The 22,834-nt window shown below is 40.6% G+C and carries 19 protein-coding genes and 2 tRNA genes; 16 read left to right on the forward strand and 5 right to left on the reverse strand.

Annotated elements, in window-relative coordinates:
* Window positions 1–36 precede the first annotated feature (36 nt).
* Window positions 37–1,017 carry a porin gene (locus tag ED622_RS19380; RefSeq protein WP_174213467.1) on the reverse strand — a complete coding sequence of 327 codons (981 nt, stop codon included), beginning with the start codon at window positions 1,015–1,017 and terminating at the stop codon, window positions 37–39.
* A gap of 592 nt (window positions 1,018–1,609) precedes the next feature.
* Here ED622_RS19380 and greA point away from each other — a divergent pair.
* Window positions 1,610–2,083, forward strand: a complete 474-nt coding sequence (gene greA / locus ED622_RS19385; protein WP_122036758.1) for a transcription elongation factor GreA — start codon at window positions 1,610–1,612, stop codon at window positions 2,081–2,083.
* Window positions 2,084–2,180: 97 nt separating this feature from the next.
* On the opposite strand, the gene yhbY is transcribed toward greA, so the two are convergent.
* The gene (gene yhbY, locus ED622_RS19390) at window positions 2,181–2,477 is read right to left on the reverse strand and encodes a ribosome assembly RNA-binding protein YhbY (protein WP_122036666.1); all 297 of its coding nucleotides are present in this window, start codon (window positions 2,475–2,477) and stop codon (window positions 2,181–2,183) included.
* A 118-nt stretch (window positions 2,478–2,595) separates the two neighbouring features.
* Between yhbY and rlmE the strand changes: the two genes are divergently transcribed.
* The 15 genes from rlmE to nlpI all read left to right on the forward strand — a co-directional run bounded on the left by rlmE (window position 2,596) and on the right by nlpI (window position 18,585).
* Window positions 2,596–3,225, forward strand: a complete 630-nt coding sequence (gene rlmE / locus ED622_RS19395) for a 23S rRNA (uridine(2552)-2'-O)-methyltransferase RlmE (RefSeq protein ID WP_122036667.1) — start codon at window positions 2,596–2,598, stop codon at window positions 3,223–3,225.
* Window positions 3,226–3,310: 85 nt separating this feature from the next.
* Window positions 3,311–5,278, forward strand: a complete 1,968-nt coding sequence (ftsH, locus tag ED622_RS19400; protein WP_122036668.1) for an ATP-dependent zinc metalloprotease FtsH — start codon at window positions 3,311–3,313, stop codon at window positions 5,276–5,278.
* 66 nt (window positions 5,279–5,344) lie between these two features.
* Window positions 5,345–6,178 (forward strand): dihydropteroate synthase, encoded by an 834-nt coding sequence (folP, locus tag ED622_RS19405; RefSeq protein ID WP_122036669.1) that lies wholly within the window; start codon window positions 5,345–5,347, stop codon window positions 6,176–6,178.
* Between the two features lie 58 nt (window positions 6,179–6,236).
* On the forward strand, window positions 6,237–7,574 hold the full coding sequence (gene glmM / locus ED622_RS19410) for a phosphoglucosamine mutase (protein ID WP_122036670.1): 1,338 nt from the start codon (window positions 6,237–6,239) through the stop codon (window positions 7,572–7,574).
* Window positions 7,575–7,725: 151 nt separating this feature from the next.
* Entirely contained in the window at window positions 7,726–8,058 is a 333-nt protein-coding gene (gene secG / locus ED622_RS19415; RefSeq protein ID WP_122036671.1) for a preprotein translocase subunit SecG, read from the forward strand.
* 9 nt (window positions 8,059–8,067) lie between these two features.
* Window positions 8,068–8,152 (forward strand) — tRNA-Leu (locus tag ED622_RS19420).
* 69 nt (window positions 8,153–8,221) lie between these two features.
* A tRNA-Met gene (locus ED622_RS19425) sits at window positions 8,222–8,298 on the forward strand.
* A 166-nt stretch (window positions 8,299–8,464) separates the two neighbouring features.
* Window positions 8,465–8,920, forward strand: a complete 456-nt coding sequence (gene rimP, locus ED622_RS19430) for a ribosome maturation factor RimP (RefSeq protein WP_012549404.1) — start codon at window positions 8,465–8,467, stop codon at window positions 8,918–8,920.
* Window positions 8,921–8,938: 18 nt separating this feature from the next.
* The gene (gene nusA, locus ED622_RS19435) at window positions 8,939–10,426 is read left to right on the forward strand and encodes a transcription termination factor NusA (RefSeq protein WP_122036672.1); all 1,488 of its coding nucleotides are present in this window, start codon (window positions 8,939–8,941) and stop codon (window positions 10,424–10,426) included.
* Between the two features lie 23 nt (window positions 10,427–10,449).
* Window positions 10,450–13,125, forward strand: coding sequence for a translation initiation factor IF-2 (gene infB / locus ED622_RS19440; protein WP_122036673.1), 2,676 nt, complete (start codon window positions 10,450–10,452; stop codon window positions 13,123–13,125).
* Between the two features lie 112 nt (window positions 13,126–13,237).
* A complete protein-coding gene (gene rbfA / locus ED622_RS19445; protein WP_122036674.1) occupies window positions 13,238–13,645 on the forward strand; it encodes a 30S ribosome-binding factor RbfA in 408 nt (135 codons plus the stop codon).
* Window positions 13,645–14,601, forward strand: a complete 957-nt coding sequence (truB, locus tag ED622_RS19450) for a tRNA pseudouridine(55) synthase TruB (RefSeq protein ID WP_122036675.1) — start codon at window positions 13,645–13,647, stop codon at window positions 14,599–14,601. The genes rbfA and truB overlap by 1 nt, the downstream gene beginning before the upstream one ends.
* Before the next feature lie 163 nt (window positions 14,602–14,764).
* Window positions 14,765–15,034, forward strand: coding sequence for a 30S ribosomal protein S15 (gene rpsO, locus ED622_RS19455; RefSeq protein WP_060992441.1), 270 nt, complete (start codon window positions 14,765–14,767; stop codon window positions 15,032–15,034).
* Between the two features lie 351 nt (window positions 15,035–15,385).
* Window positions 15,386–17,515: a polyribonucleotide nucleotidyltransferase gene (pnp, locus tag ED622_RS19460; RefSeq protein WP_122036676.1), complete on the forward strand. Its 2,130-nt coding sequence runs from the start codon at window positions 15,386–15,388 to the stop codon at window positions 17,513–17,515.
* A gap of 110 nt (window positions 17,516–17,625) precedes the next feature.
* On the forward strand, window positions 17,626–18,585 hold the full coding sequence (nlpI, locus tag ED622_RS19465; protein WP_122036677.1) for a lipoprotein NlpI: 960 nt from the start codon (window positions 17,626–17,628) through the stop codon (window positions 18,583–18,585).
* Window positions 18,586–18,688: 103 nt separating this feature from the next.
* Here nlpI and ED622_RS19470 read toward each other — a convergent pair whose 3' ends face one another.
* From ED622_RS19470 to ED622_RS19480, 3 genes are all read right to left on the reverse strand, one after another.
* Window positions 18,689–19,567 (reverse strand): U32 family peptidase, encoded by an 879-nt coding sequence (locus ED622_RS19470; RefSeq protein ID WP_122036678.1) that lies wholly within the window; start codon window positions 19,565–19,567, stop codon window positions 18,689–18,691.
* 9 nt (window positions 19,568–19,576) lie between these two features.
* The gene (locus tag ED622_RS19475; RefSeq protein ID WP_122036679.1) at window positions 19,577–20,578 is read right to left on the reverse strand and encodes a peptidase U32 family protein; all 1,002 of its coding nucleotides are present in this window, start codon (window positions 20,576–20,578) and stop codon (window positions 19,577–19,579) included.
* Between the two features lie 217 nt (window positions 20,579–20,795).
* Window positions 20,796–22,823: an EAL domain-containing protein gene (locus tag ED622_RS19480; protein WP_122036680.1), complete on the reverse strand. Its 2,028-nt coding sequence runs from the start codon at window positions 22,821–22,823 to the stop codon at window positions 20,796–20,798.
* Window positions 22,824–22,834: the final 11 nt, after the last annotated feature.

Below are 22,834 nucleotides of genomic sequence, written 5' to 3' on the forward strand. Positions count from 1 at the left end.
AGGTGAGCGCTTTATTTAAGTAAGAGTTAAGACTAATTAGAAGTCGTAACGCATACCTAGAGCTAGAGAATCTTCAGTCATTGATTTAGTGATGCCTTTTTTGCCATCAGTATCAAGTAGGTTGAAGTTGTATGATGCGTAAGTACGGAAGTTAGCATTGAAGAAGTAAGTTGCATCAAATGCTAAGTTATCAGCGCTTAGGTTGTTTTTAGCGTAAGTTGCTGCAGAACCGTCATGGTCAGCGTTGTTATACGTTGAAGTAAATACTGTTTTACCCATAGTATATGCAGCTGCAACTTCGTAACCAGTGTAGTCTTCGTTAGATACTTCACCTGTTGTGAAAGTACCAGCGAAGTATAGGTCACCCATAGTCATAGAACCAGCTAGCATTGCTTCGTTGCTGTCAGCTTGGTCTGCGTAACCGCCACCTAGTTTGAAGCCTGAATCACCAAATGCGTAGATACCAGATAGTGCGTAACCATCGTTAGATTCAGTATTTGCTGCTGCATCGTCAAAACGGTAGTTTACTTTAGCAGAGAAGTCACCAAATGTGCCTTTGTAGCCAAGGTTGTTATCTGTACGGTCAGCTACTGCAATTTTAGTTGCTGCTGAGTTACCGTGGTAAGCCATGATATCGGTAAAGTCAGTGATAACGCCTAGCGCACCGTCGTTTTTACCGTAAGTTACTTCACCGAAGTTACCGCCGATACCTGCGTATGTGTAACGGTTATCAAGGTTTGAACCATCAGCAGTGTCAACACCACCTTGTTCGTTGTTAGTGAATTCACCTTCGTAGAAACCAACACCGTATAGGCCGTCAGAGATTTGAGTAGTACCTTTAAAGTTTAGACGTACACGAGTGTTATCAGAAACGTCACCATCTTGAGCGAATAGACGAGCTTCAGCACGGCCGCCCATTTCTAGAGTTTGGTCTGCGCCTTTGTAGATTTCTGCTGCGTTTACTGCGCCAGCTGAAGTAATTGCTGCTACTGCTAGAGCTAGTACTTTTTTGTTCATCATTATTCTAATTCCTATAAGGGTGGAGGAGATTATGTCCATTCTAAATGAAGTACATGATGAATAACTTCTTATGTTTAAGAATAGTTATCATCCTGCTTCACTGTTTCAATAGCTATATTTTCAGGGGTATTGCGGCTAAAAGGTTAGTAAAACAATCTAAAAACTGCAATTGAACGCTGTTTTTAATTATTTTTTTGTGATCCTTATCATTAAAAATCAGATGTTTATAAATTTAGTGATAAGTTTGTATAGAATTTGAGCCAAAGCTTATTTTATGTTTTTTTTAGTTTTAGCTATAAAAATAATGTGATGAATCTCTCAATTTATATTTAATAATATCTTGTTTTAAGAGGTGTTTTTATTTTTGATACGAACTTCTTACTTCTGCTGCGGTCCTTCTAGCAAACAAATATCAGAAACAAGCAATAGAATAGGTGATAAAAGCCATTTCTTTGTTTACACTAGAGCAAATTAAATTTAAACAGATACACTTAGGATTATGTTCTCATTCGCAAATTGTTGCAGTAAGTCAGCCTGGGTGGGATTTTTATTTGCTGAATTTGTAATTTCAGCTTTAGAGGTAGAAAATATGAATAAGGTACCAATGACGGTACGTGGCGAGAAGCTACTGCGTGATGAACTAGACGTATTATTAAAGCGTCGCCCTTTGATTTCAAAAGCAATTGGTGAAGCTCGTGAGCTTGGTGATTTGAAAGAAAACGCGGAGTATCATGCAGCTCGTGAAGAGCAAGGTATTTGTGAAGCACAGATCCGTGATATCGAATATAAGCTATCAATGGCGCAAGTTATTGATGTAACAAAAATGACCAACACAGGTAAGGTTATTTTTGGTGCGACAGTAATGCTGATCGATGTGAACACTGATGAAGAAGTAAAATATCAGATCGTTGCAGATGATGAAGCAAGTATTAAAGAAGGTCGTATTTCAGTAAATTCTCCGATTGCTCGTGGTTTAATTGGTAAAATGGAAGGAGATGAAGTGAACATTCAGACTCCTGGTGGCACTAAAGAGCTTGAAATAGAAAAAGTAGAGTACATTTAAGTGTTACTACGATAGAAAATATAAAGGCCGCGTAGTTATCTTTAAAAGAAGAAAACTAAGACGGCCTTTTTAATTTCTTACAGAATTAGTGTAGAAATTATTTTCTAGGGATCTCGATTTTACGAGCTTCACTAGCACGGAATAGAACAAGAGTCTTACCGATAACTTGTACTTTTTCAGCTTCTGTTTCACGAATGATTGCGTCAACAATCAATAGTTTAGTTTCACGATCTTCAGAAGCGATTTTAACTTTGATTAGCTCGTGGTGGTTAAGAGCAATCTCAATTTCAGCTACTACAGCTTCAGTAAGACCATTTGAGCCCATCATTACAACGGGTTTTAAATTGTGAGCAAGGCCTTTAAGGTGTTGCTTCTGTTTTGTGCTTAGGTTCATATATACCCGATTTTTTCTATATTAAGGGTTGAAAACAGCCTATTCTAACGCCATCTATCCCTGAAGACTATTTTTTGTTTCAGTCTTCTAATTTAAATTAAGTATTTTTAGGTAATGCATGAGTAAGAATAAACTTTCAGCAAGCTCTGGCCGCTGGTTAAAAGAACATTTTGATGATAAATACGTTCTTGAAGCGCAGAAAAGAGGCTATCGCTCTCGTGCTATTTTTAAGATTGAAGAAATTCAAAATAAAGACAAGTTATTAAAGCCAGGAATGACGGTGGTTGACCTTGGTGCTGCTCCTGGTGGGTGGTCACAATACGCGGTTGAACAAGTCGGTGATTCTGGACAAGTAATTGCTTGTGATATTTTAGCTATGGACTCAATCGCAGGTGTGAGCTTTTTGCAGGGGGACTTTAGGGAAGAAGCTGTATTAGACGCATTGCTTGAGCGCATTAAACCGAATATGGTTGATGTGGTAATGTCTGATATGGCTCCAAATATGGCGGGTAACCCAGCAGTAGACCAACCAAGAGCTATGTATCTTGTTGAGCTTGCGCTGGATATGTGCCGTCAAGTATTGGCGCCTAACGGCAGCTTCACAGTGAAAGTATTCCAAGGTGAAAGCTTTGATGCATACTTACAAGAAGTGCGTACTATGTTCAAAGTTGTTAAGATTAGAAAACCAGATTCATCACGTGCACGTTCTCGTGAAGTGTATATTGTAGCCACTGGTTACAAAGGATAATTCGTACGTAGTAGCTACAGCTTATAAACTGTAGTACTCTATCTTTCATCTATTTAGTTAACGCGGGGTTAACACCTTGAGTGACATGGCAAAAAATCTAATATTATGGCTAGTTATTGCTGTCGTTTTAATGTCAGTATTCCAAAGCTTTGGACCGAGTGATAGCTCTGGTCGTTCGATTGACTACACCACCTTTGTAAAAGAAGTGGGTAATAGTCAGGTACAAGAAGCAACCTTTAATAATCGTGAAATAAAGGTAATGAAGCGTGACGGTACTCGTTATGTGACATACATGCCTGTATTCCAAGATCCTAAATTGCTTGATGACCTTATTAACCAAAACGTAATCGTTAAAGGAACACCACCTGAAGAGCAGAGCTTACTTGAGTCTATCTTTATTTCGTGGTTCCCAATGATTCTTCTTATTGGTGTTTGGATCTTCTTTATGCGTCAAATGCAAGGCGGCGGTGGCAAAGGGGCAATGTCCTTTGGTAAAAGCAAAGCCAAGATGATGACTGAAGAGCAGATCAAAACAACGTTTGATGATGTTGCTGGTTGTGATGAAGCAAAAGAAGACGTTAAAGAGTTGGTTGATTACTTACGTGAACCAAGTCGTTTCCAAAAGTTGGGTGGTAAAATCCCAACAGGTGTTCTTTTAGTCGGACCTCCTGGTACGGGTAAAACACTGATTGCAAAAGCGATTGCTGGTGAAGCTAAAGTACCGTTCTTCTCAATTTCAGGTTCTGACTTCGTTGAAATGTTCGTTGGTGTTGGTGCATCTCGTGTGCGTGACATGTTTGAACAAGCGAAGAAATCATCTCCTTGTATTATCTTTATCGATGAAATCGATGCTGTAGGTCGTCAACGTGGCGCTGGTGTTGGTGGTGGTAATGATGAACGTGAACAAACACTAAACCAAATGTTGGTTGAGATGGATGGTTTTGAAGGTAACGAAGGTATTATCGTCGTTGCTGCAACTAACCGTCCTGATGTTCTGGATGCGGCGTTATTACGTCCAGGCCGTTTTGACCGTCAAGTTGTTGTAGGTTTACCGGATATTCGTGGTCGTGAACAAATTCTTCAAGTTCATATGCGTAAAGTGCCATTAGCGGGTGGTGTTGAACCATCGCTTATTGCTCGTGGTACACCGGGTTTCTCTGGTGCTGACTTAGCAAACTTAGTGAACGAGGCTGCGTTATTCGCTGCTCGAACTAATAAGCGTGTTGTATCAATGGTTGAGTTTGAGCTTGCGAAAGACAAAATCATGATGGGTGCAGAGCGTAAATCAATGGTAATGACAGAAGAGACGAAAGCCTCGACTGCGTATCATGAAGCGGGTCATGCTATTGTTGGTCGTTTAGTTCCTGAACACGATCCAGTGTATAAAGTATCAATCATTCCACGTGGCCGTGCGCTAGGTGTAACGATGTACTTACCTGAGCAAGACCGAGTAAGTATGAACCGTCAGCACTTAGAATCTATGATTTCAAGTCTATACGGTGGTCGATTGGCTGAAGAGCTTATCTACGGTGTTGATAAAGTATCAACTGGTGCATCAAATGACATTGAACGAGCAACTGATATTGCACGTAAAATGGTAACCCAGTGGGGTTTCTCGGATGCGCTAGGACCATTATTATACGCAGAAGACCAAGGTGACCCATTCTCAGGTCACGGCGGTTCTCACCAGTCAAAACATGTATCACCAGAAACATTGAAGCTTATTGATGCTGAAATCCGTACCATCATTGATCGTAACTATGCTCGCGCTAGACAGATCCTTGAAGATAATATGGATATCATGCATGCAATGAAAGATGCACTGATGACATTTGAAACGATTGATGCAGGTCAGATTGATGACTTGATGGACCGTAAAGCAGAAATTCGTGAACCACAAGGTTGGGGTGATGACAATCAACCTCAAGCGAAAGAAGAAAAACCTGCGCAAAAAGCGGAAGAAGAATCAAAAGTAGAAGAGAAGGTTGAGGAAGAAAAAACAACGCAACCAACTGAAGATACTAAGAGTGATTCAGATTCATCAGAAAAATAAGATGAATTAAGTTAAAAATAAACCCCGAGTTATGCTCGGGGTTTTTGTATTTAAAAAGGACTGATCATGAAATTGATAAGTAAAGATAAGACGTTAATACTGGATCGCTCTCATGTAATGGGGATCCTTAATGTTACGCCGGATTCTTTTTCTGATGGTGGTAAATTTACTCATTTAGATGCTGCGTTAAAACAAGCGGAAAAAATGGTAAATGCAGGTGTCAGCTTTATTGATATTGGTGGTGAGTCAACAAGGCCAGGTGCGCCTGAGGTAGATCTTCAACAAGAGTTAGATAGAGTTCTTCCAATTATTGAAGCAATACACCAACGATTTGATACGTGGATATCGATCGATACAAGTAAAGCCGTTGTGATGGAGGAAGGGGTTAAAGCCGGCGCTGATTTAATTAATGATGTACGCGCATTGCAAGAGCCAAACGCATTAGAAGTTGCAGCGAAAGCAAACGTACCTGTTTGTCTAATGCATATGCAAGGCCAGCCACGCACAATGCAATCTAATCCTATTTATAACGACCTATTTACTGATGTATCTACCTTTTTAGAAGAGCGAATTGTTGCTTGCCAATCGGTTGGTATCGCAAAAGATAAGTTAATTCTTGATCCTGGGTTTGGATTTGGTAAAACCTTAGCGCATAATTACCAATTGCTTGCAAATTTAGAACGTTTCCATCAATTAGGTCTTCCTATCTTGGCGGGAATGTCGCGTAAATCAATGATTTTTAAACTACTGGGTATCGAGCCTACGCAGGCAGTATCTGGAAGCTTGGCATGTGCAAGCATTGCTGCAATGAAAGGTGCTCAGATTATTCGTGTGCATGATTTTGAGCAGACAATGGATATCGTTAAAGTGTGCCAAGCAACATTAGAACAAGTATCTTAACTAATATCTCTGGTATTATATTTAAATAAATTATTAGAATTAAAACATGGAGTACAGCATGGCTGAGCGTAAATATTTTGGAACCGATGGTGTTCGTGGACTTGTAGGTCAAGCACCTATCACCCCTGATTTTATTATGAAACTGGGTTGGGCGGCTGGACAAGTTTTAGCTAAGCAAGGCACAAAAAAAGTCATTATTGGTAAAGATACGCGTATTTCAGGCTATATGTTGGAATCAGCCTTAGAGGCTGGTTTAGCTGCAGCTGGGTTACAAGCGAAATTTACGGGTCCAATGCCAACGCCAGCTGTGGCTTACCTTACTCAGACGTTTCGTGCTGAAGCCGGTATCGTTATTTCTGCATCTCATAACCCATATTACGACAACGGTATTAAATTTTTCTCATCAGAAGGAACTAAACTTCCTGATGATATCGAAATGGCGATTGAAGCTGAACTAGATAAACCAATGACGTGTGTAGAATCTGCGTTATTAGGTAAAGCATCTCGCTTAAATGATGCTGCTGGGCGTTATATTGAATTTTGTAAAAGTACCTTCCCTAAAGAGCTTAGCTTAGCGGGGGTTAAAATGGTTGTCGATTGTGCTCATGGCGCAACGTATCATATTGCTCCTAATGTATTTAAAGAGTTAGGCGCTGAGATCATTACTATTGGTTGTGAGCCAAACGGTACCAACATTAACCATGAAGTAGGCGCTACAGATGTACGTGCTCTACAAGCTAAAGTGTTGGAAGAAAAAGCCGATTTCGGTGTTGCTTTTGATGGCGATGGCGACCGTATTATCATGGTTGATGAGTTTGGTGCAAAAGTTGATGGCGACCAAATTGCTTATATTATCGCTCGTGACGCATTACGCCGTGGTGAGCTAAAAGGCGGTGTTGTTGGCACACTGATGACAAATATGGGGATGGAAGTGGCATTGCGTCATTTAGGTATCCCATTTGTTCGCTCTGATGTCGGTGACCGTTATGTGATGGAAAAACTATTAGAGAACAACTGGTTAATAGGGGCGGAAAATTCAGGCCATGTTATTCTATTGGATAAAGTAACCACGGGGGATGCCATTGTTGCGGCACTTCAAGTGATCGCTTCTATTGTCGGTAGTAAAATGTCATTACAAGAATTATGTAATGGTATGACTATGTTCCCTCAAGTGTTGGAGAACGTTCGCTTTACTGGCGATAATAATCCTCTTGATTCAGATGCAGTTAAAGCAGCTCAAGCTGATGTAGAATCAAAATTGGGTGATAATGGTCGAGTTTTATTACGTAAATCAGGAACTGAACCATTAATTCGCGTTATGGTAGAGGGCGAAAATGCTGAGCTTGTTCAGCAATATGCGCTTCAAATCGCGAATGCAGTAAAAGAAAGCTGTTAATTTAAGCAATTAAATGAAATTGAACGTTTTTTGTTAATTTTAACTTGTCATAGTAGCCTAGTTTAGTTAATATCCTCCGGCCTCTTAATTGAGAGGGCGCTGGTGTTGCCAATGGGCTACCGGTACATTAATTAGATACATAGGTGACGGAATGCATACGATTCTACTTGTGATTTATCTGATTGCCGCAGTCGGTGTAATTGGCCTAGTATTGGTACAACACGGTAAAGGCGCAGATATGGGAGCTTCATTTGGGGCTGGAGCATCAAATACAGTATTTGGCTCTGGTGGCTCTGGAAACTTTTTAACCCGAATGACCGCACTTTGTGCAACAGTATTCTTTATTATCAGTTTAGCATTAGGCAATATGTCTACGCATAAATCTGAAGGTTTTGATCTTAAATTAGATCAACAAGCTACAGAACAAGTAACTGATAATGTGAGTGACGTTCCTGCTACTGAAAACAGCGACGTACCTCTTTAAACGACTTTAGCCGAGATGGTGAAATTGGTAGACACGCTAGCATGAGGTGCTAGTGCTCTAGGGCATGAGGGTTCAAGTCCCTCTCTCGGCACCATATTCAGACAAGAATTTGATTCTTGTAATAAAAGGATAAAGAAACTATACTTTCTTTGTTCTTTTCGGACGCGGGATGGAGCAGCTTGGTAGCTCGTCGGGCTCATAACCCGAAGGTCGTCGGTTCAAATCCGGCTCCCGCAACCAATTATCTAATAAAAGTAATTGCTCTTATTAGATAAGCTACGCAAGTGGCATTCAGGGTCCAGCAGTACTAAACCCCGCAATTATCGGGGTTTTTTGCTATCTGAAACAGACTGTTTTTTAAAAAATTGGGCCTTTAGTGCCCTTTTTTTGTTTTCAGGGGATATCAATGACAGGATTAGAAAGACAACTAACAGAAATGCTTGAGGCTCCTGTTGGTGCTTTAGGTTATGAATTGGTCGGTTTAGAATTTATTCGTGCGGGTGAACACTCAACGTTACGTGTATTTATCGACCATGAAAATGGCATCTTTGTGGAGGACTGTGCAGAAGCCAGTCGTCAAATCAGTGCAGTAATGGATGTAGAAGATCCAATTACAGTAGCATATAACCTAGAGGTTTCGTCTCCAGGTCTTGAACGTCCACTGTTTAAAGCCGCACATTATCAACAATTTGTTGGTCACGAAGTCAGCCTTGTATTAAAAATGCCGATGAATAACCGTCGTAAATGGAAAGGGGATATCCTAGACATTAACGGTGAAATTGTTACGGTTACAGTTGATGGTAACAATGAAGAATTTGCGTTAAGCAACATTTCAAAGGCGAACTTAGTTCCTAAATTTTAAGGCTGAATAGAGGCTAAAATGAACAAAGAAATCTTAGCTGTTGTAGAAGCAGTATCAAATGAAAAAGCTGTTCCTCGTGAGCGAATTTTTGAAGCATTAGAAATCGCGCTAGCAACAGCAACAAAGAAAAAATCTGAATTAGAAATTGAAGTACGTGTAGCGATTGATCGCAAAACAGGTGCTGTTGAAACTTTCCGTCGTTGGGAAGCGGTTGCTCAAGTTGAGAACCCAACATTAGAAATTTCTATTGAAGCGGCACAATTTGAAGATGAAACGATCGAAATCGGTGGTTTTGTTGAAGATGATATCGAATCAGTAACGTTTGACCGTATTACTACACAAACAGCGAAGCAAGTTATCGTACAGAAAGTACGTGAAGCTGAACGTGCAATGATTGTTGAACAATTCATTGATAACGAAGGTGAGCTAATCACTGGTATCGTTAAAAAAGTAAACCGTGATGCTATTATTGTTGATCTTGGTAACAACGCTGAAGCGGTAATTTTACGTGAAGACCAACTTCCTCGTGAAAACTTCCGTCCAGGTGACCGTGTTCGTGGTCTTCTATACGCAGTGAAACCAGAAGCTAAAGGCTTCCAGTTATTCATGACTCGTTCAAAAGGCATCATGCTGACTGAATTGTTCCGCGTAGAAGTGCCAGAAATTGGTGAAGAGCTGATTGAACTTAAAGCGGCTGCTCGTGATCCAGGTTCTCGTGCTAAAATCGCAGTGAAAACTAACGATAAGCGTATTGACCCAGTTGGTGCGTGTGTTGGTATGCGTGGCGCACGTGTTCAAGCTGTATCAAACGATCTTGGCGGTGAGCGTATCGATATCGTGCTTTGGGATGATAACCCAGCGCAGTTCGTTATCAATGCAATGGCACCTGCTGAAGTAGCTTCTATTATTGTTGATGAAGACAACAATACTATGGATATTGCTGTTGAAGCTGATAACCTAGCACAAGCTATTGGCCGTAGTGGTCAAAACGTACGTCTAGCATCTCAACTAACTGGTTGGGAACTAAATGTAATGACAGTTGCTGATCTTAACAAGAAGCACCAAGAAGAAGCTCAAGGCTCTATTGATGCATTTGTTAAGCATTTAGACATTGATGAAGACTTCGCTCAACTACTTGTTGAAGAAGGTTTCACAACACTTGAAGAGATCGCTTACGTTCCTGTAAATGAATTACTTGAAGTTGAAGCGTTAAACGAAGAAACAGTAGATCTTCTTCGTACTCGCGCTAAAGAAGCATTAACAACACTTGCACTAGCGCAAGAAGAATCTTTAGATGGTATTGAACCAGCTGAAGACTTGCTTGCTCTTGAAGGTTTAGAACGTGAGCTAGCGTTCAAACTTGCAGCTAAAGGTGTAATTACACTGGAAGACCTTGCAGACCAAGGTGTTGATGAGCTGTCTGATATTGAAGACTTAACAGAAGAACGCGCTGGTGAATTAATCATGGCAGCACGTAACATTTGTTGGTTCAGCGACGAAGCATAATTATTTCAGCAAGGAGAAGCGGTATGACAAAGCTTACGGTAAAAGCACTTAGTGAAGAAATTGGAACTCCGGTTGACCGCTTACTTCAGCAATTTTCAGATGCTGGTATTAATAAAAAAGATGGAGACTCTGTTTCTGAAGGTGAAAAGCAATCATTGCTTGTTCATCTAAAGAAAGAGCATGGTAGTGCTGATGAAAGCGCTTCACCAACCCGTCTAACTCTTCAGCGTAAGACTCGCAGCACATTAAGTGTTGCTGGTTCAGGCGGAAAAAGTAAAGATGTGCAAATTGAAGTACGTAAAAAACGTACTTATGTAAAAGCAAGCACACTTGAAGAAGAGAAAAAGACTGAGCAACTGAAAGCGGAAGCTGAAGAACAAGCAAAACGTGATGCAGAGGATGCTGCAATTCGCGAACTTGAACAGAAAGCACAACGTGAAGCGGAAGAAAATGCTAAACGTGATGCTGAAGCAGAGGTTAAAGCAAAGCGTGACGCTGAACAAAAAGCGAAGCGTGCTGAGACTGAAAAGGCTAAAAAAGAAATGACTACTAAAAACGATCAAGCAAAAAAAGAAGCTGATGAACTAAAACTTCGTCAAGAACAAGAAGCGACTCGTAAAGCAGAAGCAGAAGCTGCAAAACTAGTTGAAGATGCTCGTAAACTAGCTGAAGAAAATGAAGCTCGTTGGAAAGAAGAAGAGCAGAAAAAATCAGCAGCTGAAAAAACTGCAGATTATCACGTAACAACTTCATCTCACGCTCGTGAAGCAGAAGATGCTGCAGACCGTAAAGATGAGCAACAGCCTCGTCGTCGTAAGAAAAAAGCAAAACCTGCTGAAGCATCTCGCGGTGGTCGTAACCAACGCGGCGGTCGCAACAAGAAGCCTCTAGTAAACAAACCTACTTCTATGCAACACGGCTTTGATAAATCAGCAACTGTTGCTAAGCAAGATGTTGCAATTGGCGAGACGATTGTTGTTTCTGAACTGGCAAGCAAAATGTCAGTAAAAGCGACTGAAGTAATTAAAGTTATGATGAAGATGGGCGCTATGGCGACTATCAACCAAGTTATTGACCAAGAAACAGCAGCTCTAGTTGCTGAAGAAATGGGCCATAAAGTGGTTCTTCGTAAAGAAAACGAATTAGAAGAAGCTGTACTATCTGATCGTGATAACAATGCAGCGGTTGAAGGCCGTGCTCCTGTTGTTACTATCATGGGTCACGTTGACCACGGTAAAACTTCAACACTAGATTACATCCGTCGTGCACACGTTGCTGACGCGGAAGCTGGTGGTATTACACAACATATCGGTGCATACCACGTTGAAACTGACAACGGTATGATCACTTTCCTTGATACTCCTGGACACGCAGCGTTTACTGCTATGCGTGCTCGTGGTGCTCAAGCGACAGATATCGTTGTACTTGTTGTTGCTGCAGATGATGGTGTTATGCCACAAACAATCGAAGCTATCCAACACGCAAAAGCGGCTGGTGTACCTCTGATTGTAGCGGTAAACAAAATCGATAAAGAAGGCGCTAACCCAGATAACGTTAAAAATGAGCTTGCTCAATACGACGTTATTCCTGAGGAGTGGGGCGGCGAGAACATCTTTGTTCATATCTCTGCTAAGCAAGGTACAAACATCGAAGGTCTTCTTGAAGCAATCCTTCTTCAATCTGAAGTACTTGAATTAACTGCGGTTAAAGAAGGTATGGCATCAGGTGTTGTTGTTGAATCTCGTCTAGATAAAGGCCGTGGCCCAGTTGCTACTGTTCTTGTTCAGTCAGGTACACTAAACAAAGGCGATATCGTTCTTTGTGGTCAAGAGTACGGCCGTGTTCGTGCAATGCGCGATGAAAACGGTAAAGACATCGAATCAGCAGGTCCATCTATTCCTGTAGAAATTCTTGGTCTTTCTGGTGTTCCTGCATCAGGTGACGAAGCAACAGTTGTTCGTGATGAGCGTAAAGCGCGTGAAGTTGCTAACTACCGTCAAGGTAAATTCCGTGATGTTAAACTAGCTCGTCAACAAAAAGCGAAACTAGAAAACATGTTTGCAAACATGGAAGCTGGTGAAGTTGCTGAATGTAACGTTGTACTTAAAGCTGACGTTCAAGGTTCTGTTGAAGCAATCGCTGATTCACTACTGAAACTGTCTACTGATGAAGTAAAAGTTAACATCATTGGTTCTGGTGTTGGTGGTATTACTGAAACTGATGCAACACTTGCAGCAGCATCTAATGCAATCCTTCTAGGCTTCAACGTTCGTGCTGATGCGACAGCTCGCCGTACAATTGAAAACGAAAACTTAGACCTTCGTTACTACTCAATCATCTACCAGTTGATTGACGAAGTTAAACAAGCGATGGGCGGTATGCTTGCTCCTGAGTTCCGTCAAGAAATCATTGGTCTTGCACAAGTACGTGAAGTATTTAAGTCTCCTAAACTTGGCGCTATCGCTGGTTGTATGGTTACTGAAGGTACTATTAAGCGTAATAACCCAATTCGTGTTTTACGTGACAATATCGTAATTTACGAAGGCGAACTAGAATCACTACGTCGTTTCAAAGACGATGTTGCTGAAGTTAAAAATGGTTACGAGTGTGGTATCGGCGTTAAGAACTACAACGATGTTCGCGCTGGCGACCAAATCGAAGTATTCGAAATCATCGAGATTCAACGTACTCTTGATTAATTGACTATAATTACTTCTATTATTCAATGAAATAATGGAGTAATCGGTTGTTAAATACACCATGGGGGGCTGGTAATTACCACGCCCCCCATCTTTCTAAGTGAGAAATGATATGTCAAAAGAATTTAGCCGCGCACAACGTGTGTCGCAACAGTTACAAAAAGAATTAGCGGTAATCTTGCAACGTGAAGTTCGTGATTCACGTATCGGTATGGTTACTATTTCAGATGTTGAAGTATCTCGTGACCTTGCTTACGCAAAAGTGTTCGTTACTTTCTTCTGTGTTGGTGATCAAACACCAGAAACATGCCTAGCTGCATTGAAAGAGCATGAAGTTCCAGTTCGAATGATGCTTGGTAAACGTATCCGTCACCGTCTAACTCCTGAAGTTCGTTTTACTTACGACAATACTCTTGTTGAAGGTATGCGTATGTCTAACTTGGTAACAGACGTGATGAATACCGATAAGCGTAAAATGGCTGAATCAGGCCGTACTGAATCAGACGAAGGGGAAGAGTAATGGCTCGTCGTCGTAAGGGTCGTCCTATTGATGGCGTTATCTTAATTGATAAACCGGCAGGAATTACGTCGAACGATACATTGCAAAAAGTAAAACGCATCTACTTTGCAGAGAAAGCGGGCCATACTGGTGCGCTTGATCCTCTAGCTACAGGTATGTTGCCTCTTTGTTTTGGTGAAGCGACGAAGTTTTCTCAGTTTTTATTAGACTCAGATAAACGCTATCGTGTGGTAGCGAAGCTTGGTGAACGTACTAATACGTCAGATTCTGATGGTGAAGTGGTTCAAACTCGTGAAGTGAAGGTTGATCGTGGTCAGCTTGAGCGTTGCATCGCTAAGTTTCGTGGTACAACAGATCAAATTCCATCAATGTTTTCAGCGTTAAAGCACGAAGGTCGCCCTTTGTATGAATACGCACGTGAAGGCATTGAAGTACCTCGTAAATCTCGTAAAATCACGGTTTATTCAATTGAATTAATTCGCTTTGAAGGTCATGAAGTTGAGATGGAAGTGCATTGTTCTAAAGGCACTTACATTCGCACAATTACAGATGATCTAGGTGAGATGTTAGGCTGTGGTGCTCATGTAACCTATTTACGTCGTACGGGTGTATCAAATTACCCATATGAGAATATGGTAACGATTGAGTATCTTGAAGCTTTACTAGAACAAGCTCATCGTGAAGATATTGCACCGCGTGAGTTACTTGATCCGTTACTAATGCCTATGGATTCAGCAGTTCAAGATTTACCTGAAGTAAACATGATCCCAGAATTGGCTGATCATGTTTTACATGGACAACCAGTTCAAGTGTTTGGGGCTCCTCAAGAGGGGATCGTACGAATGACTTCGGGTGAAGAGCGTTTATTTATTGGTATTGGACATATTGATAATGACGGTCGTGTTGCACCAAAGCGTTTAGTTGTTTTCCGAGATGAAGTCGAAGAAGATAAATAAACACTCTTGAGTGTCTTGATTAAGAAAGAGCAAAGGCCTTGTGGTTTTTGCTCTTTTTTTTATTGCTTTATTATTGTTCATCCGTATAATTCGCCCTTCGCGTAGTGGCTGAATCAGAGATTGGCTGCTACATATATTAAACAACTCTTATCAGGAGAGCATTATGTCTCTGAATGCAGAAACTAAAGCAGCAATCGTTGCAGAATACGCACAATCTGAAGGCGATACAGGTTCACCAGAAGTACAAGTAGCACTACTTACTGCTTCTATCAACCACCTTCAAGGTCACTTCGCTAATCACAAGCACGATCACCACAGCCGTCGTGGTCTATTACGTATGGTTTCTAGCCGTCGTAAGCTTCTTGATTACCTAAAAGGTAAAAACAGCGAGCGTTACCAAAATCTAATCAAACGTCTAGGCCTACGTCGCTAATTTGCGATGTCTGTAAAGACAGTTTGACAAAAAGGAGCGTTTATCGCTCCTTTTTTTGTATCTGCAATAAACACATAGCTTGGTATAACTCTCCTTTTTCATTTCTGAACCTCGCATATTGCCCTAATTGGGGTATACTATGGCCGTTGAAATCGCAGTGTGCGTTTTTAACTCTATAATTTTGTTCATCTATTACAGTCACCGAAGTCGGCCACTAGGTCGCGACTATTACAAGTTATCTTTTATTAAGTAAATTTGTACTAGTCGCGATTGGTAATAGATTGAATTATCACTTAAATTTTCTTAATTTCAGCCAGAAATGGTTTGAGCGTTAAGAATAAAGGAAAAATAATGTTCGCGAATCCAGTCGTAAAATCATTCCAGTACGGTAACCATACCGTAACTCTTGAGACGGGCGTAATGGCTCGTCAAGCAACTGCTGCTGTTATGGCAAGCATGGACGATACTTCAGTATTCGTTTCTGTTGTTGCTAAAAAAGACGCAGTACCAGGTCAAGATTTCTTCCCACTAACAGTAAACTACCAAGAGCGTACATACGCTGCTGGTAAAATCCCTGGTGGTTTCTTTAAGCGTGAAGGTCGTCCTTCAGAAGGCGAAACTCTAACGGCTCGTCTAATCGACCGTCCAATTCGTCCACTTTTCCCAAGTGCGTTTAAAAACGAAGTTCAAGTTATCGCTACGGTTGTTTCTATCAACCCTGACGTAAACCCAGATATGATCACTATGATCGCAACGTCTGCTGCACTTTCTATCGCTGGTGTACCATTCAATGGTCCTATCGGTGCTGCACGTGTTGGTCACATCAATGGTGAGCTAGTTCTTAACCCATCAAACACTGAGCTTGAAAATTCTAAACTAGACCTAGTTGTGTCTGGTACAGAAGGCGCAGTATTAATGGTTGAATCAGAAGCTGATAACCTATCTGAAGAAGAAATGCTTTCTGCTGTTGTATTTGGTCACGACCAACAACAAGTAGTAATTAAAGCTATCAACGAATTTGCTGCTGAAGTTGCTACTCCTGCTTGGGATTGGACTGCTCCAGAAGTAAACGCTGAGCTTAAAGCACAAGTTGCTGAGCTTGCAGAAACTCGTCTTTCTGAAGCGTACCAAATCACTGAGAAAATGGCGCGTTACGAGCAAGTTGGCGTAATTAAAAACGAAGCTGTTGAAGCACTTCTAGCTCAAAATGAAGAACTAGACGAGCGCGAAATCCGTGGCATGCTTGGTTCTCTAGAGAAAAACGTTGTACGTAGCCGCATCATTGCTGGTCACCCACGTATCGATGGCCGTGAAAAAGACATGGTTCGTGCGCTAGACGTACGTACTGGTGTTCTTCCACGTACACACGGTTCTTCTCTATTCACTCGTGGTGAAACTCAAGCACTTGTTACTGCAACGCTTGGTACACAACGTGATGCGCAAATCATCGATAGCCTAATGGGTGAGAAGAAAGATCACTTCCTTCTACACTACAACTTCCCTCCATACTGTGTAGGTGAAACTGGTTTTGTTGGTTCTCCTAAGCGTCGTGAAATTGGTCACGGTAAACTAGCTAAACGTGGTATCCAAGCGGTTATGCCTTCTGTTGAAGAATTTCCATACACAGTACGTGTAGTATCGGAAATCACTGAATCTAACGGTTCATCTTCAATGGCTTCTGTATGTGGTACTTCTCTAGCACTTATGGATGCTGGTGTTCCAATTAAAGCATCTGTTGCTGGTATCGCTATGGGTCTTGTTAAAGAAGGCGACGATTTCGTTGTTCTTTCTGACATCCTTGGCGACGAAGATCACCTAGGTGACATGGACTTTAAAGTAGCAGGTACTAATGCTGGTATCACTGCACTTCAAATGGACATCAAGATCGAAGGTATCACGAAAGAGATCATGCAGATCGCTCTAAACCAAGCACAAGGCGCGCGTAAGCACATCCTTACTGTTATGGATGAAGCAATCTCTGGTGCTCGTGAAGATATCTCTGAATTCGCTCCACGTATCCACACAATGAAAATCAGCTCTGATAAGATCAAAGATGTTATTGGTAAAGGCGGCGCGGTTATTCGTGCTCTTTGTGAAGAAACTGGTACAACTATCGAAATCGAAGACGACGGTACTATCAAAATCGCTGCGACTGAAGGTGCTGCTGCACAAGAAGCAATTCGTCGTATCGAAGAGATTACAGCTGAAGTTGAAGTAGGTAAGATCTACCCAGGTAAAGTAATGCGTATCGTTGATTTCGGTGCATTCGTTACAGTTCTTGGTCCTAAAGAAGGTCTAGTACACATTTCTCAAATCGCTGAAGAGCGTATCGAGAAAGTAGCTGACCACCTACAAGTTGGTCAAGAAGTACAAACTAAAGTACTAGAGATCGACCGTCAAGGCCGTATCCGTCTAAGTATCAAAGAAGCAAATGCTGAGCTAAACCCAGCAGCTGCTGCAGAAGTTAAAGACGCAGAATAATCTGATTGATTACAGTCTTTTGATTTAAAGCGTGTTATAAAGGGAGCAGAAATGCTCCCTTTTCTTTTAACTGTAGTTAGAAGAAGTCAGCTTATCATAGGAGAAAATGAGTGAATTGGATTCGAGTTGCGTTAGTAGGCGCAGTATTAGTTATATCAGGATGTGCATCAAACTCCTCTGGATGGGGCACTCCACCAATGGCGGTTCCTTTGCAGCCAAGTATTCAGCAAGAGATCCAGCTGTCTCGTTTGGACCAACTGTTATTACGACCAGATGTCGATAATATTACTCGTGCAAAAATGTTCTATGAACGTGGTTTAATTAATGACAGTTTAGGTCTACGTGATTTAGCTCGTGTAGACTTCACCCAATCTCTTAATTTAAAGCCAGATCAAAGTGATGTTTTTAATATTTTGGGTGTGTATTACACGCAAAATACTGACTTTGATGGTGCTTATGAAGCATTAGATTCTGCATTAGAACTCGACCCAACGAATCAATTTGCAGAGCGTAATTTAGCTATCGCCCTTTATTATGGCGAGCGTTACGATCAAGCTTATGAGATAGCAAAGAAACATTATAATGATGCACCAACAGACCCATATCGTGCGATTTGGCTCTATTGGATAGGTCTTGAAATTGATCCTATTGCAGCAACAGAAGAATTTAAAGTTCAGTATCAACAACGAACTGACGGTGATTTTGGTTGGGAGTTAGCTGGCGTTATTTTAAAAGAAACATCAGAAGATGAATTTTTAAAAACAATACTTAGTACTACCCGCAATAATGTTGCTTTAGCTGAAAAGTTGACAGAAGGTTACTTCTATCTTGCTAAGCGTTATCAACACGAAGGTGATTATCCAAATGCAATTGCTCTGTATAAATTAGCAATGGCGGGTAATGTCTATGAGTTTGTTGAACATCGTTATTCATTTGTTGAGCTTGGTAAAATTTACCAATCATTACGAGCGATACAAGAAGAGAAACTGAAACAGCAACAAGCGTTAGAAGTAAAATCAGCGCCAGAACAACCAGAAAAAGAAGTGTTAAAAGACGAAGCGACCGAATAATAGTCGTTCGACTCAGTTAAATAAAAAGCCCTTACTTATACTCTTAGTTTAAAGTGTATAAGTAAGGGCTTTTTGTTATCTTAATAACGCTATTTGGGCGATATTATAACTGTATATCAAGGCCAGCAATGTTATGCCAATAACCATTACAGTGACGAGCATCTTTTAAAGAGAATTTTTCTAAGCCTGTTTCATTGGCTTTAAATTTAGAAACTTCACTGAATGTTTCAACACTTAAAGGACTTAATCGCACAACATCAACCAGTTCATTCATACTTGGTAGATCGTTAATTAAGTTGTAGCAATAACCCGATTGAGTTTGAATGCCGTTTAAGGTGAAGACTTCTTGTCCCTCTTGGCTGTTTACCGTGATGCCATTTGGGTACTTAATACAGCAAGTCTCACATTCATCTTTGGGTTTATTTTCCGCTCTTGCGGTAAAGCAGCGAGCTGAATATGCTAATGGCAGATAACCATAGCTGAACACCTCAGTTTCAAACTTATCGCGGATCCCAAGGTCGTCACATTGAGTTAATACGTTCTGTAACCATTCACGTGATAGTTCAACAGGCATACACCAACGAGTCATACCTTGCTTCAAAAATAAGTTTAAGGTTTGAGCGTTATAACAGTTAACCGCTGGTCCAACGACGAAAGGAACTTTGCTTTCTGAAGCTAATTGAATCGCTGAAACGTCATTAGCCTCAATAATGAAATCACCATTATCAATGTACTTTTTCATGGCATTGACTTCACTTGGGGCTTCTAAGAGCGCCATAGTCGATAAAACGACTTGCTTGCCAGAGTCAGAAATATCTTTAGCAATAGCAAACCAATCTTTTGGTTTCATTTCACGACGTTTTGAACAAACACTCTCGCCCAAATAAATAATATCTGCTTCACTGCTTATCGATTTCAGATAAAAAGATTCAATATTCTCTTTAGACCAAAAGTATAAAAGTGGACCTAATGCATATTTCATAATGTTCTCCTATTGCCACTTCTTATGATAAGCACCAAGGGTTGTTTGAGTCCCCTCAGATACATTTGCCAGAGTTGCATCCCATTTAGGTTCAACAGAATAACCTTCAGGATTTGCTTTATAATGATCAATGGCTGCTCGCCAAGTTCGCGTTACTTGTTCGACATAAGCAGGACTACGTTGACGACCTTCAATTTTTACAGAGGCCACATTAGCAGCGAAAAGTTCAGGCACAAGAGATAAGGTATTTAAACTGGTAGGCTCTTCTAATGCATGGAATGTTTTTCCTTCTACATCAAAGCGGCCCTTACAAAGTGTTGGGTAACCTGCATTCTCACCTTCACCATAACGATCAATAAGAATATTATTCAATCGTGATTCAAGGCCATTTTCTGTTTCTTGCCAACGAACATATTTTGCTGGAGAGCAAGCACCAACGGTATTTGGTGATTCTCCTGTCATATAAGAAGATAAGTAACAACGACCTTCAGACATGATGCATAAGCTACCAAAGGCGAAAACTTCTAAATCCACATCAGAGGTTAGATTGCGTGATAGTTGTTTTACCTGATGGATTGAGAGAACTCGTGGCAAGACAACACGCTTGATATTGAAATTCTTTTTATAGAAATCAATCGCAGCAACGTTGGTTGCAGAAGCTTGAACTGATAAGTGTAGTTCTAAATCTGGATAAGTGTTCGCCGCGTATTCTAGAACCCCAATATCTGAGATAATTAATGCATCAATCCCCATAGCTGCCGCATTATCGACGGCTTTAGTCCAACGGCTAAATCCATCTGGGTGAGCAAATGTATTTAAAGCGACGTGAATGTGCTTATTATGGTCGTGAACGTATTGCACTGCTTTCTCAAGCTTTTTACCGGTGAAATTTAAACCTGCAAAATGGCGAGCATTAGTATCGTCTTTAAAACCGATATAAACCGCATCGGCACCGCAATCAATTGCGGTTTTTAGAGCAGGTAAATTACCAGCTGGGCAGAGGAGTTCCATAAGAATACCTAGTTACAAAAATCTGATGCTCTATGATAATGATAAGATAAATTTGAAACTTGATTTAAGGCAGGTTTTTTGTTCTTTTGTTGTCTTAATAAAGCCTTGGCATTAAATAGTATTAAAGATGACTTTTTTTGATTTAATTTTACATAATAGGTTGTAATACCTAGAAAGTGGCAGGCACTATCTAGGTATTAAGTAGGCAAGTATTTGATTATCTTGAACGTTTATTTTGTACTAATAGCGCTTCAATCTCATGTTTTGGTTGAGGTTTGTGGAAGTGGAAGCCTTGAATGGAATCACAGTTTAAACTTGATAGCAGCATCGCTTGTTGTCTTGTTTCTACACCCTCAGCAACGATATCCATGTTCAAGTTTTTACCTAAATTAATCACATTTTCAATAATAGTAATTTGTTTGGGTAGTGTATCTATTTCATTAATGAAACCACGATCAATCTTTAATTCATCGAGTGGGAAGCGAGCAAGGTAAGCTAAAGAGGAATAACCAGTACCAAAGTCATCAATAGAAAGGGTAAACCCAAGTTTTTTAATCGCATCAAGCATTTGAATGGCATGCTCACCATCACTCATTACTGCGCTTTCTGTTAACTCGAGAGTGATGTCGTTTGGATCCACTTGAGTTGTTTTTAATAGTCGCTCCATATATTCAAGCAACAGAGGGTTGCCAAATTGTTCTGGTGACAGGTTGATGGCAATTCTTCCCGGTAAAATACCTTGGCTTCTCCATTCTTTAACTGTCTGGAATACTTCACGCATAACCACTTTGCCTAGCGTTTCAATCAAGCCTGAACGCTCAGCAACGGGAATAAATCGAGCAGGGCTGATATAACCTTCTACAGGGTGCTTCCAACGCACAAGAGCTTCAGCACCATTGATTCTGAAATCACGAGCACTTACTTTTGGCTGATACCATACTTCAAGGCCATTGTTTTGTAAGGCTTTTTGTAATTCAATTTCTAACCATAAACGCATTCTTGCTTCTTTGTTCATTTGGTCATGAAATTTGATTAATCGATTTCGGCCACGATCTTTGGCTTCGTACATTGCGGTATCTGCATTTTGTAGCAAGCTTCGAGCATCTGTCCCATCGGTTGGGTATTGAACGCTACCAATAGAACAAGCGAGTCGTTTAGAGAAATGAACCAGGTCAAAAGGTTGATTGATCAGCTTTATTATCTTTTCAGCCAGTTGTTCAAGGATTTGGTTGTGTTCAGGTTTTGGAAAAAGAATACCAAATTCATCTCCGGCTAGATGACCAACCACTGCGTGTTTTGGAAGTAACTTCTGTAAGCGAGTTGAAATTTCTTTTAATACTCTATCGCCAATGTGATGGCCTAAAGAGTCGTTAATGTTTTTAAAGTTATCGATGTCCAAATAGAGCATGAAAAAGGGAACATCTTCTTTAATCATTTTTTCAATAACGTGAGTAAAACCGTGTCGGTTATAGATCCCCGTTAATAAATCAATTTGGGATGCGGCAACTTGGCTTACAACTGCAGTCTGTTTTTTATTTTCTTTTACAATAACTAAATGAGCAGGGCTACCTAAAATGTGTGTTTCTTCAACGGTTAAGGTTAGCTCTATTCGCGTACCACAATTAACGGTCGTTCTCACAATTAATTGTTGTTCCGACGCTAGAGTGATAATGGCTTCTGATAATGATTGGTTTTTATTTGCAGGAGTTAACAGTTGCTCAATACTTTCACCGATAAATTCACTGGCTTTATTAAAACCAAGTACTTTAGCTGAGGCGGTATTTGCGGAGACAATAATGTCACCTTCAATTAAGAAGACCGCGTCATTAAGCAGTTCGGTGAGTTTATGATATTTTGATTCACTCTCTTTCAAAGAGCTAAGTAGTTGCTGCCGCTCAGAGGTATCGACAGCGTGAAAAACAATATAGGTGCCATTATCTTGTTCAATAGGGAATAGACTGAAATGAAGACTGGTATCAAAGCGGTGGTCATCGAGAGTGATTTCAGCTTCAATTTTCTCTCCATTTAGCGCTCTATTATAATACGCTTTAAGTGACGAGTAGAAATGAGCTCCTAAAATATCGCTATCAGATCGACCGTATAACTCTTCTCTATTTAATCCACTGATTTCGCAGTAACGATTATTTACGGTCACATAGTTATGATCCGAGTCCAAAATAGCAAACAGAAATGGACTATTATCTGTCAGTAAAGGAAGCCAATGTTGTATTTGAGAAAGAGACATAGTGTTACCGC

Origin of the sequence: Aliivibrio sp. EL58 (assembly GCF_900312675.1) — a bacterium.
Taxonomy (GTDB): Bacteria; Pseudomonadota; Gammaproteobacteria; order Enterobacterales; family Vibrionaceae; genus Aliivibrio.